The sequence below is a fragment of the Herbidospora daliensis genome (genome assembly GCF_001570585.1).
GTDB lineage: Bacteria > Actinomycetota > Actinomycetes > Streptosporangiales > Streptosporangiaceae > Herbidospora > Herbidospora daliensis.
Window position 1 is genome coordinate 1,212,893 of the sequence record NZ_BBXF01000002.1, and the last position, 12,240, is coordinate 1,225,132.

A 12,240-nucleotide genomic window follows, 5' to 3' on the forward strand; every position below is an offset into this window, starting at 1 on the left:
AGGATCGTGCGTCTGTGCATGGCCGGAGTATGAACCCGATTACCGCCTCAGTCGACGGACGACCGCGCCGAGCCCGATGAGCAGCGCCAGCCCGGCGACGCCGCCGAGCATGTACTGCGGCAACCGCGACGGCTGCTGCGTCCTGCCGATCTGCTGGATGGCGTTGGGGTCGGGCTGCGGGCCGGGTTTGCGCACCGGGCCGGTCGCCAGGTCCTTGGGCAGCGTCCAGGCGAACACCGCGCTCTTCTCGCCCTCGCTGCCGACGAGCAGGGTCTTGCCGTCGGCGCTGAGCGCCATCGACTCGCCCTGGGGCTGCTTCGGCGCGTCGAGGGTCTGCACCACGTGGCCGGTCACGTCGGTGAAGATGCGGATCTTGTTCAGCCCGCGCAGGTACATGCGGCCGTCGTAGCCGATCAGGCCGTCGGAGATGACGTGGGGGACCGCCACCAGCTTCTCAAGTCGGTTGGCCACGCCCGGCACCAGCGACGCGGGCGCGCCGTAGACGGCCCCGCCGGTCGGGGTCTTGCTGACGAAGTAGAGGTTGCCGTTGGTCGGGTTGATCAGGACCGCCTCGGAGTCCTGCGGGCCGTCGGGGTAGACGATCGGATACCGCTCGGCGGTCACCGTCGTGTCGGCCAGCACCTTCGGCTCGGTGAAGACGAACAGGGTCACCCCCGCCTGGCGGGACTTGTCGTTGTCACCCGTGTCGGCCAGGTAGATGAGGGCGTTGCCGCGCTGGTCGACGAAGCCGCCCATGGCCTCGGTGTCGACGGCCGGCGCGCCCTCGATGGTGACGGTCGCCTGGGTCGAGCCGTCGGGGCCGATGGCGTAGAGGGTGGCCGGTCCGCCGCCGTCGTTGTGGGTCCAGACCACACCGGGGTGGAGCGGGGAGGCGTAGAGGCCGCTGGACTCGGTGATCTTCGGGTTGTCGATGACCCGGTCCTGCTTCCAGGCGGCCTTCACCGGCGCGGGCGGGGCCGGTTCGGCGTACGCGGGCGCCGCCGCCGTCAGGGCGAACGCCAGGGCGGCGCTACTCAGCAGCGTGCGTCTCATGGGGGATCTCATTCCGTGACGGGACGGGGGCCTGGCGGCGGCGAAGGTGCCACCATAGGAGGAATCCCGAGGCCAGGCCGCCGAATCCGATGCAGTAGGGGGCCAGGTGGGCCAGATCGGGGGCGACCGCGAGCACGACCAGCATGGCCGTCAGGCCGATGCCGGTCTCGGCCGCCCTGACGATGAACACCAGGCGTGACAGGGTGTAGGCGGCCGCCATCATCGACAGCGGCAGCGTCGCCGAGAAGCTGACCGTGTAGGCCACCCACCCGCCCACGGTCACCGCGTCGAGGGTGAACGCGCCGCCGGTGATGAGCGGGCCGGCGTACCCGAGGACCGCGATGGCGGCGACCCCGCAGGCCAGCGTGCCGGCGATGAGCACCAGCGAGGCGGCCAGCGCGTTGCGGGGCCGGATGGGCACCCCGGCGTCGCGCCGCCGCACGAACGTGGGCAGCAGATAGGAGCCCGCGCCCTGCACGACCGTCAGCGCCGGCGACATCAGCAGCCGCCCGGCCTCGACGGCGGCCAGCACCGTACGCGACGCGAACGTGTCGATCGCCACCCGCATGACCAGCAGCGCGACCGGCCGCAGCGACGCCTGCGCCGACCGCCACGCGGCGAACGAGGTGACCTCGCCGAGCCCGGCGAGGCTCGGGCGCGGCAGCCGGTACTCCACCGACGGCAGCAGCGCCAGCGTCAGCCCCAGCGACACGAGCTGGCCCGCGCACATCGCGCCCAGGATCCACGTCAGCGTGAACGGGGTGCCGGTCAGCCAGAGCGCGGCCAGGATCGCCAGCGTCACCCCGACGTAGACGACGTCGTTGAGCACCAGGCGGCCGAACTCCAGCCGCGCGTTGAGCAGCCGCCGCGCGCTCTCCTGCGGCAACCACAACACGGTGAGCAGCGCGAACGCCACGACGCCCGGCCCGTCGGCCAGGTGGAGCAGCAGCGCGAACACGACGCCGACGACGGTCCCGGCCGCGGTCAGCCCGAGGATCGAGGCGCACAACGCGGCCCGCACGCGCGGATTGAAACGGTCCAACACGGTGAGCGAGTCGCCCACCCACGAGGAGAAGACGGTGGTGACCGCGACGAGCACGGCCATCATGATCGCGTAGGCGCCGAACGCCTCGGGCCCGAGGAACCTGACCGCGATGAGCTGTAAGACGACGCTCCCGCCCGCGGTGACGGCCTGGGAGGTGACGGAGCCGCCCGCCCGCGCGAGGAGGCGGCGGAGAGAACCGGCCATCAGGAGGTGGCGCCGGTGTCGATGGTCACCACGGGCTCGGCGTCGTCGTCATCCGGTTCGTCGGCGACCGGGGTCTTGGCCGGTGACTTCGGTGTGGGCGGCGGTTCGGGCCAGCTCCGGATCGGCGGCGGAGGCGCGGGCCTCTCGGGCCTCTCGGGCCTCTCGAGCGCGGGCGTGGCGGGCTCCGGTGGTTTCGCGGGCAGGCTGATGCGTTCGAAGGCGGCCGTCGGGCGGTCGTCGTATTCGGCCCTGGCCGGGGCCGAGCCGTTGACCTCGGGCCGGGGCAGCAGCGGGCGGCGCGGCTGGGCGGGCTTGTGGCGCTGGCCGGTCGGGGTGGTGACCTCGCGGATCGTGCCGATCGGGTTGGTGGCGCGCAGGAACGCGATCACGATGGCCAGCAGCGTGCCGACCGCGAGGCCGATCGCGATGTTGGTCGGCACCTTGCTCGGGGTGATCTTCAGCGGGTTGGCCTGGTCGACGAACCGGACGCCGCCGCCGAACTGGGCGAGGTCGATCGTCGCCTCCGACTCCTTCAGCTGGAGCTGCACCAGCGCCTCGGTCAGCGACGACTCGGTGGCGCTGCCGTCGGGGGCCCGCTTCAGGTCGTCCTGTACGCGGGTGCGCGTGGACCGCACGCTCTTGAGCAGCTTCTCCTGCTCGCGCTGGGCGTCGGCCTCGGTGAGGATCTGGTAGGCCGCCACGACCGAGTTGGCCATCTGCGCGGCCAGCTTGTCGGTCTTGGCCGTCGAGGTGATGACGACGATGCCGCCGGCCGTGCCGGGTGAGGCGGTGACGCTCTGCCGCAGGGTCTCGAGGTCGACGACGACCTTCTGCTCGTTCTCGAGCAGCTGCCGGGCCCGGTCGAGCACGCCCGCCGACTGGGCGAACGCGGCCCGCTGGGCGGTGTAGGCGATGTAGCTGCTGTCGGAGGACACGCCCATGCGCAGGTAGGTGGTGCTGCGCGGGTCGACGACCGCGAAGCGGGCGGTCGCCTCGACGTTGCCGAAGACGAAGAAGGTCGCCGCCCCCGCGGCGACGGCGGCGACGAGGATCAGTGCGAGCGACGACCACCGATAGCGCCACACGGCCTCAAGAAGACCGACCTCGGGGGTCTCGTCACGTTGGTCTGTGGCCACGAATGCCTGTTCTCCCCGCTTTTGCATTCCTCACATAAAGAAGTGGTCGGTTCACAGTTTAGACATCAGCCTCCGGCCCGAGAATCGCCCGCTTCATCGCCGTCGTGTAACGCACGAGGCCGAATCGGGACGTCGCATCGTCGAATCCCCTGTTCGCCAGGGCTTTGGCGGCGGGCCAGTCGGTGAGCAGCGATTCGACGGCGTCGGCCAGCGCGACCGCGTCGCCCGGGGCCACGAGCAGCCCGTTCTTCCCGTCGTCGACGATTTCCGCCAAGCCCTGCACCTCGCTGGCGACCACCGGTCGGCGGGCCAGCATGCCCTCGACGGCGACCAGGCCGAAGGGCTCGACCCGCGACGGCACCAGCACGACGTCGGCCGTGGCCAGAAGCGGCCACACCGGGTCGGCGAATCCGGCGAAGACCACCTCGGGGCCCGCTTTGGCGCGGAGCTCGGCCTCGTACCACTCGTAGCCGGGGAAGATGGTGCCGGCCAGCGTCAGCCTGATGGCGTGACCGCGCTCGGCCAGCAGCTTCGCCGCCTCGACGGCGACGTCGTTGCCCTTGCGGGGCGACAGGCGGCCGACCAGCACGAGGTGTCCCTCGTGCTCCGGGCGGGGGTCGGTGGGCGGGGGACCGGCGACGCCGTTGTGGATGACGGTCGTTTTCCCGTCAGGGGCGCCGTCGGCCACGATTCGGTCGCGCACGCTCCTGCTGATCGCGATGATCGTGTGCGCCAGTCGCAGCGGCAGCGCCAGCGCCCGCCTGACCGGAGCGGGCACGGCCTCCTCCGCCTCGTGGACGTGGCACACGACCTTCGGCACCCGCGCGAGCCGCCCGGCCAGCAACCACCAGGGGATGGTGACCGTGTTGACGTACAAGACCGAAGCGCGGTCGCGCCGCAGGTAGGACACCATGCGGGGGAGCGTGGTGGCCAGCTCCCAGGTGAGCTTCACCAGACCGGCCGGCTTCAGGTAGGCCTTGCGGAGCACGGGCACCGGGAGGATCTCGACCTCGGCCCCGGCGTCGCGAATCAAAGCGGACAAAGGGCCGTCTTTGGGCAAAGTGACCGTGATTTCGGCTGTTTCGGCCAGGGCCCGGACCGATTCGACGAGCATGCGGTCGGAACCGTAGAGATCGGGCGACGGGTGGGCCATCACCACTCGAACCATCGTTGCCGCATCCAAATGTTTGATTACCGTTTACGGTTGGATGTTCATCTTGTCATCCATCGAAGGGGACGCATGCGGATCGCCATGATCGGGACTCGCGGGGTGCCGGCCCGTTACGGGGGCTTCGAGACCGCCGTCGAGGAGATCGGGGCCCGCCTGGCCGACGCCGGGCACGACGTCCGGGTCTACTGCCGGGGGGCGGTGGAGAAGCTCCCGGCGTACAAGGGGATGACGCTCGTCCATCTGCCCGCCGTACAGCACAAGATCATGGAGACGCTCAGCCACACCGCGCTGTCGGTCGGCCATGTGCTGCTGCACCGCACCGACGTCGCGCTGGTGTTCAACGCGGCGAACGCGCCCCTGCTGCCGTTCCTGAAGCTGGCGCGCATCCCGGTGGCCACCCACGTCGACGGGCTGGAGTGGAAGCGGGCCAAATGGAACGGTGCAGGGCAGCGCTACTACCTGGCCGTCGAGAAGTTGTCGGTCCGCTGGTCGAAGCAGATCATCGCCGACGCCGTCGCGATCCAGGACTACTACCGCGAGACCTACGCCGCCGGCAGCGTCATGATCCCCTACGGCGCTCCCATTCAGGAGCGCTGCGACGACGACCTGCTGCGGGCCGAGGGTTATGAGCCCGGCGGCTACCACCTGGTGGTGGCCCGGTTCGAACCGGAGAACCACGTCGACCTGATCGTCGAGGGCTACTCGCGCAGCACCGCCCGGCTGCCGCTGATGGTCGTGGGCTCGGCGCCCTACGCCGAGGAGTACGTGAAGAAGATCAACGACCTGGCCGCCAAGGACGAACGCGTCAAGCTGGTCGGCGCCGTCTGGAACCAGGACCTGCTCGACGCCCTCTACGCCGGGTCGGCCACCTACCTCCACGGCCACTCCGTCGGCGGCACCAACCCCTCGCTGCTCCGGGCGATGGGCGCGGGCGCCCCGACGATCGCCTACGACGTCGTGTTCAACCGCGAGGTGCTCGCCGAGTCGGGCGCGTTCTTCGGCGGCCCCGACGACCTGGCGGCGGTGATCGAACAGGCCGAGGACGACCCGGCCGCCTGCCGCCGCCGCGGCGACCTGGCCCGCGAGCGCGCCCGCGCCCACTACACGTGGGACGACGTCGCGGCCCGCTACGAGAGACTCTGCCTGGACCTGCGCGGATGAGTTTCGTGCGCTACCCGCCGGGCCGGGCCAACGTCTGGATCCCGGTCGGCGACGCCCGGTCGGCCGCGGCCGGGCTGTCGCTGCTCACCTTCTCCAAGCCCCTCCCGCTGCTGGCCCAGCGGATCCTGCACCGGGCGGTGCTGGTCGCCGGGCCGTGGCTGCTGCCGGGCCGGCGCGAACCCTGGCGACCCCCGGTCGAACGCTGGGACCAGGTCCTCCGCGACGTCGCCGACGTCGTCGGCCCGGTCGACGAGGTCGCCCTCTACCTGCGGCCGCAGGCGTCCCGGCCCGGCGCGGCGGCCCTGCTCCTGCAGAAGGGCCGTCCGGCCGGGTTCCTGAAGGTCCGCGAGGGGCTCGACCACGAGGCCCAGGTGCTGCGGCTGCTCGACGGCGGCGACGGCTTCCGGGCCCCGGTCGTGCTCGGGCAGGGCCCGTCGTGGTTGCTGATCTCGGCGATGGAGCCGGTCCCGGCCCGTCCGTTCCGGGGGATCGACGTCGTCGACCTGGCCGGCCGGATCCAGCGCCTGCTCGCCAAGCTGCCCAAACCGCCCGGCACCCCCGACCACTGGTTGCCCATGCACGGCGACCTCACCCCGTGGAACCTGCGCCGGACCAGGGGGAGGACGCCGTGGCTGATCGACTGGGAGGACGCCGCGTGGGCGCCCCCCGGTTGCGACGAGGTCTACTACCGGGCCGCCGAGACGACCCTGTTCGGCACCGAACCGGTGCCCACGGGCTACGCCGAGGCCGCCGCCCACTGGGAGGCCGTGATCTCCCGGCGCAGCGACGACCTGCCCCTCAACGGCGGCATGCTCGCGGCGCTGGAGGTGCTCAGCCGGCCGTCCAGTCGCTGAGCCTGCGGCCGAGCAGCTCCTCCAGCCGCCGGTTGTGCGGGGCGAAGTGGCGGGCCAGCCTCTTGCGCACGTCGTCGGGGATGTCACCCGGGGCGGCGGCGTTCCACACCTTGCCCGCATCGGGCAGCGGCGCGGGCGGCAGCCCGAGGAACTCCGCCGCCCGGTCGCAGGCGGCCTGCGGGTCGCGGTAGAAGTCCTCGCTGGTCAGGATGTGGAACCGATCGCGGGGGAAGTGGGCGAACCACCGTTCGAGGCCGCGGGCGTATTCGCTCTGGGCGACGTACGACTGCTGTTCGTGGGCGTAGGACAGGTACGCCGGATCGGCGATGATCCGCTCCTCCTCCCCGGCGGTCCGCGACTCCTCGGCGGCCAGGGCCTCCTCGAACGTCAGGGTCTCCGCTCCGGCGCGCACCCGTTCGCGGTAGTGGGAGAACGTGCGCTCGACCGGGTCGCGTAAGACCAGGAGGATGCGCGCCGTTGGCACGTTCCCGGCGGCGCGTTCGGCGGCCAGCGGGTGGTGGAGGTAGTAGGGCGAGCCCTCGCCCGCGACCACCGGCCCGCCCGCCCTGCGCTCGGCCCGCGCCCGGTTCGACCGGCTCGGCAGGTGCGAGCGGTACCACCGCATCCCGCGCGCGTAGTTGGAGTCGAAGTAGTGCACGCCCTTCGTGTGGTTGGCCTTGGGCAGCAGGCCGGCCGCCGGGAACAGCGGGATCACCCTGGGGTGCTCCAGCAGGGCGAAGTAGAACGACGTCGAGCCCCCGCGCTTGGCCCCGATGAGCAGGAAGTCGGGATCGGGCCGGAACGCCGCCGTCGCCATGCCCCAGCCCCGGATGGCGGTTCGGCCCGCGTTCATCACGGGTTCAGGGAGCTTCATGTGACTCGTCCTCTCAACCGGTCCATAGTGAAAAGTTATTAACCGCTCGTATGCTGGCACACGTCACCAAGCGGAGCGGCGATTCGGGGGGACCGCGTGAGGGGTGCGCGCCACCGGCGGCTTCGTACGCAGTGGTGGCCCACGCTGCTTCCCCTCGGCATGATCCTCGCGAGCGACTACAAGTTCCGTTCGCGTGACGTCTCCGAAGCGGTCGGCGGCGGCATCGACGCCACCGTCCTGATGGAGATCGGCGTCTACGGCCTCTGCGCGCTCTACCTCTACCGCCGGTTCGGCCTGCGGGCGCCCCGGCGGGCGGCGCCGGCCGCGTTGATCCTGGCCTGGTTGTTCGCGGCCTACTGCGCCCTGTCGGTGTTGTGGACCCCGTTCCCCCCGTTCGCCGCCGTGCGGGCGAGCCAGCTCCTGGTCACCGCGATCGTGTGTCACGTGATCGCGACCCGGGCGCGGCGCGAGGACCTCTACCGGCTGGCGCACGTGTTCGTCGGCCTGGTCGTGGTCTCGGTCGCGTTCGGGGTGGCGGTGCCGCTCAAACGCACGCCCAACACGCAAGACCGGTTCAACTGGCTCTACGTGCATCCCGTCACGGCCGGCATGTTCCTGGGCGTCGCACTGCTGCTGTGCCTGGCGTTCCTGCTGCCGAACGGGCTGCCGCGCCGGTTCCCGTGGCCGGTCTACGCCGGTTCGGCGGGCGTCACGGCGGCGGCGCTGGTCGCCACCGGCACGCGGGGCGCGGCGGTCGGCATCCTCGCGGGGGTGGCGGCGTTCCTGCTCACCGCCCGGGGCAACCGGGGCCGGGTCGAGGTGATCATGGTCGGTACGCCGATCCTGGTCCTGCTGCCGTTGTTGTTCGGCGACAAGCTCCTGGAGTTCGCCACCCGTGGCGAGACCGTCGAACAGCTGGAGAGCCTCAACTCGCGTACCGACCTGTGGACCTTCGCCTACCAGGCGGTGATGAACCGCCCGGTGTTCGGCAACGGCATGTCGTCGGCGCGCGGGTTGTTCCTCGACGCCCTGGGGCTCGGCGGGGGTCACAACATCTTCGTCAACGTGCTCGTCGAAGGCGGCCTCATCGGGGCGGCGATCTTCTGCCTGCTCCTGGTCGTGGTGCTGACGGTGAACCTGTCGTTCACCCGGGTCCAGGAGGTCCGGGTCGAGGCGGCGTTGCTGCTCGGTTTGATGACGTTTCTGGTGGTCGACGGCTTGACCGCCGACCAGATGGCGGGCGCGGCGAACGTCGCGTCCATCTGGATGTTCCTCATCGTGGCGTGGACTTGTGTTATCACACGTAAACCTGTGAGACGTGACGAGCGTCACGATACGCGTGAGGCCGGTGTGGTCTCACCTGTGCCCTGAAGGGGACCAAATGCGCAAGACCCTGATATCGGGCCTGATCGCCGCGTTAGCGGTGACGCCCGTCCCCGCGGCGATGGCCGACACGGCCCCCGCCACGGGGGAAGTCGCCACAGTCACGGCCGACGCCCTGCCCACCTGGCAGACCGACGGAGTGGTGCTGACGATCGAGATCGTCAACGGGGTGACCTACGTCGGAGGCAACTTCGACAACGTCCGTCCGCCGGGCGTGCCCAAGGGGGGCGCGGGCGAGGTGCCGCGGGTCGGCTTGGCCGCGTTCGACACCGCCACCGGCGACCTGCTGCCGTGGAACCCGGTGGCCTTCTCGCCGACGTTCACCGACGACCAGGCGCAGAACGAGTGCGACAAGATCTCCACCGGCACCTACCGCTGCGACACGGTGTGGGAGATCAAGGCCTCGCCCGACGGCTCGAAGATCTACGTCGCCGGCGACTTCAACAAGATCGACAGCTCGCGGCGTGACCGCATGGCGGCCTTCGACACCGCCACCGGCGCCCTCGACCCCGACTTCAAGCCGGTGTTCAACAACCGGGTGCGCGCGATCGCCGTGTCCGATACGACCGTCTACGCGGGCGGCCACTTCACCACGGTGAACGGCGAGACCCGCACCCGCCTGGCCGCGTTCGACGCCTCGACCGCCGCGCTCACCTCGTGGACGCCGACGGCCGACAAGCGCGTCAACGCGATGATGCTGACCCCCGCGGGCAACCGCCTCATCGTCGGCGGCGACTTCGACCGCATCAACGGCGTCAAGCAGCACGGCCTGTCGGCCGTCAACGTGAGCGACGGCTCCAAGGGCACGTTCAACAGCAACGACATCCCGGCCAACAGCTCCAGCAGCCGCTCGTGGGTGACCGACATCGTCTCCGACGGCACCCGCATGTACGCCAGCGCCAACGGCGAGGGCACCTTCGACGGCCGCCTGGCCTTCAACCCCGACAACGGCTCGCGCATCTGGATCAACAACTGCCTCGGCGCGACCCAGGCGATCTCGGTGATGGGCGGCGTCCTCTACAGCGGCAGCCACGCCCACCGCTGCAACATGCAGAACTACTACGGCAACGACGGCTTCCCCGAGACCAAGCCGCACCGCCGCTACCTCGCCGAGCCCGCCGGCACGGCGCAGGGCGGCAAGCAGACCATCCTCCACTGGTTCCCCAACTCGGCCCCCGGCACCGTCTACCCCTGGGTCCAGGGCCCGTGGTCCATGGCCAACGACGGCACCTACCTGTGGGCCGGCGGTGACTTCACCGAGGTCAACGACGTGGCGCAGCAGGGCCTCACCCGCTGGACCTTCCACGAGACCAAGCCCGACACCGGCGGCCCCATCCAGGCCGGGTTCGGCGCGCCGACCCTCCAGGCCAACGGCGGCGGCAAGGTGACCGTCCGCTGGGGCGCCACGTGGGACCTCGACAACCGCAAGGTGCGCTACGAGGTGCTGCGCAACGACGGCCAGGTCGCCTGCACCGCCGAGGCGTTCTCGGTGTTCTGGAACCTGCCGAACCTCTCGTGCCAGGACACCGGGCTCACCCCCGGCGCGTCGCACACCTACCGGGTGCGCGCGATCGACCCGTACAACAACCGCGTCTCCAGCCCGACCAGCGCGTCGGTGACGGTTTCGTGAAACGGGGGCTCGCCGCCGCGGGGGCCGTCGCCCTCGCGGTGGCGGGCGTCCTGATCGGGGCCGCGCTCATGCGGCCCGACACCGCAGGTCCGGCCCAGCCGTCGTGGAAGACGGCCGGGCCGGCCCCGCTGGGGACGGCCGACTACCCCGTCCCCGAAGGCGCCTTCTTCGTCGCCCCCGACGGCGACGACGCGCAGCAGGGCGGCGAAGGCAGGCCCTGGCGCACGCTGGCCCATGCCGTGGAGACCGCCCCCGAGGGCTCGACGATCGTGCTGCGGGCGGGCGTCTACCACGAGAAGGTCGAGATCTTCCGCAAGCGCCTGGCCATCCAGAACCACCCCGGCGAGGTCGTCTGGTTCGACGGCAGCGAACCGGTCGGCGGCTGGGTCCGCGACGGCTCCCTCTGGCGGCGCGACGGCTGGGACGTGCGCTTCGACAACACCGACTTCACCGCGGGCGGCGGCGAAGACTGGCACATGGTCGACCCGGAGCACCCGATGGCCAACTGGCCCGACCAGGTCTTCGTCGACGACCGGCAGCTGACCCAGGTGCGGAGCGCCGAGCAGGTGGGCCCCGGCTCCTTCTTCGTCGACTACCAGGCCGGCCGCCTGTTCATCGGCGACGACCCCACCGGCCGCGAGGTGCGCGCCACCACCCTCGACGAGGCCCTCTACTTCGAGGGCGCCGACGGGTCGTCCCTCAAGGGCGTGGGGGTACGGCGCTACGCCACCTCCCTGGCCAGGATCGCCGCCGTCAAGGCGTTCGCCGACGACATGACGATCGAGAACAGCGTCTTCGCCGAGACCTCGGTCACCGGCCTGTCGCTGAAGGGCGCCCGGATCACCGTCAGGAACAACCTGTTCGCGGGCAACGGCCAGGTCGGCATCGGCGGCCACAAGTCCGACGACGCGACGATCGTCGGCAACATCAGCCGCGGCAACAATGTGGAGCGTTTCATGATGGCCCCGGTCTCCGGCGGCCTGAAGATCACCGAGTCGAAGCGCATGACGGTCGTCGGCAACCTCATGGAGGACAACCGGGGCCCCGGCATCTGGCTCGACGAGTCGATCGTCGGCGCCGTGGTCGCCCGCAACCTGGCCCGGAACAACGCCCACCACGGGATCCATTTCGAGATCTCGGCCGGGGCGCTCATCGCCGGAAACATGGTGACCGGCAACGGCACCAACGGCATCTATGTGAACGAGTCGAGCGACGTCCGGGTCTGGAACAACACCGTAACCGACAACAAAGGCCGCCAGATCTATGTGATCGACGGCGCGCGGCAGCAACTCACCCCGGGAGTGACCTGGAATGTGAGTGGCGTCGAGGTGCGAAACAACGTGCTTTCCTCGGCGGGAGCCGAGCCTCTGGTGGCGGTACGCGATCTGACCCGCCGCAAGGGCGCGGCCGACATGGCGAGCCTCGACCACAACGTCTACCAGCGGCGCGGACCAGGGCCGCTGGCCGACTGGGCCGACTGGACGCGGGCCGACGCCGACGTCGCCTCGGTGGCCGATCTGCGCCGGATGACCGGTCAGGAAAGCCACGGCAGTGAGCCGAAAAATGGTGATTTGCCCGATGGTGCGCCGCTGCCTTCCGACGTCGCCGAGTTGTTCGGCGAGGAAGCCGGGACGGTGCTTAAATCAGGCGCTCCAGAAGGTGAACTTTAATCGTTACTTCATGTCCCACGGGTTACTCCTTGCTTGATTAAACCGTTCCATTACTCTTG

General features: G+C 70.6%; 10 protein-coding genes. 5 read left to right on the forward strand and 5 right to left on the reverse strand.

The genetic code is table 11. The annotated features are described in order from the left end of the window. Positions 1 to 39: 39 nt before the first annotated feature. From AW274_RS12095 to AW274_RS12110, 4 genes are read right to left on the reverse strand one after another with little or no spacing between them, the layout of a single operon-like run. Complete coding sequence (locus tag AW274_RS12095; protein WP_062431098.1) at positions 40 to 1,053, reverse strand: YncE family protein; 1,014 nt, start codon at positions 1,051 to 1,053, stop codon at positions 40 to 42. After that, a complete protein-coding gene (locus tag AW274_RS12100) occupies positions 1,031 to 2,302 on the reverse strand; it encodes an MATE family efflux transporter (RefSeq protein WP_062431099.1) in 1,272 nt (423 codons plus the stop codon). The genes AW274_RS12095 and AW274_RS12100 overlap by 23 nt, the downstream gene beginning before the upstream one ends. Further along, positions 2,302 to 3,438: a GumC domain-containing protein gene (locus tag AW274_RS12105; RefSeq protein ID WP_062431100.1), complete on the reverse strand. Its 1,137-nt coding sequence runs from the start codon at positions 3,436 to 3,438 to the stop codon at positions 2,302 to 2,304. The genes AW274_RS12100 and AW274_RS12105 overlap by 1 nt, the downstream gene beginning before the upstream one ends. A 58-nt stretch (positions 3,439 to 3,496) precedes the next feature. Next, positions 3,497 to 4,606 carry a glycosyltransferase family 4 protein gene (locus tag AW274_RS12110; protein ID WP_062431101.1) on the reverse strand — a complete coding sequence of 370 codons (1,110 nt, stop codon included), beginning with the start codon at positions 4,604 to 4,606 and terminating at the stop codon, positions 3,497 to 3,499. A gap of 72 nt (positions 4,607 to 4,678) precedes the next feature. On the opposite strand from AW274_RS12110, the gene AW274_RS12115 reads away from it, so the two are divergent. Together AW274_RS12115 and AW274_RS12120 are read left to right on the forward strand one after the other, a co-directional pair. Next, entirely contained in the window at positions 4,679 to 5,770 is a 1,092-nt protein-coding gene (locus AW274_RS12115; protein ID WP_062431102.1) for a DUF1972 domain-containing protein, read from the forward strand. Continuing rightward, the gene (locus AW274_RS12120) at positions 5,767 to 6,624 is read left to right on the forward strand and encodes a phosphotransferase family protein (protein ID WP_062431103.1); all 858 of its coding nucleotides are present in this window, start codon (positions 5,767 to 5,769) and stop codon (positions 6,622 to 6,624) included. The genes AW274_RS12115 and AW274_RS12120 overlap by 4 nt, the downstream gene beginning before the upstream one ends. Here AW274_RS12120 and AW274_RS12125 read toward each other — a convergent pair. Continuing rightward, positions 6,602 to 7,498: a sulfotransferase domain-containing protein gene (locus AW274_RS12125; protein WP_062431104.1), complete on the reverse strand. Its 897-nt coding sequence runs from the start codon at positions 7,496 to 7,498 to the stop codon at positions 6,602 to 6,604. The genes AW274_RS12120 and AW274_RS12125 overlap by 23 nt on opposite strands. 96 nt (positions 7,499 to 7,594) lie before the next feature. Here AW274_RS12125 and AW274_RS12130 point away from each other — a divergent pair, with 96 nt between their 5' ends. Genes AW274_RS12130 through AW274_RS12140 form a run of 3 tightly spaced genes read left to right on the forward strand, consistent with a single transcriptional unit; the run spans position 7,595 to position 12,181 of the window. Then, positions 7,595 to 8,869 (forward strand): O-antigen ligase family protein, encoded by a 1,275-nt coding sequence (locus AW274_RS12130; protein WP_157520043.1) that lies wholly within the window; start codon positions 7,595 to 7,597, stop codon positions 8,867 to 8,869. 10 nt (positions 8,870 to 8,879) lie between these two features. Next, positions 8,880 to 10,511: a hypothetical protein gene (locus AW274_RS12135; protein WP_062431106.1), complete on the forward strand. Its 1,632-nt coding sequence runs from the start codon at positions 8,880 to 8,882 to the stop codon at positions 10,509 to 10,511. Beyond that, positions 10,508 to 12,181: a right-handed parallel beta-helix repeat-containing protein gene (locus AW274_RS12140; RefSeq protein ID WP_062431107.1), complete on the forward strand. Its 1,674-nt coding sequence runs from the start codon at positions 10,508 to 10,510 to the stop codon at positions 12,179 to 12,181. Before AW274_RS12135 ends, AW274_RS12140 begins: the two co-directional genes overlap by 4 nt. The last annotated feature ends 59 nt before the right edge of the window (positions 12,182 to 12,240 follow it).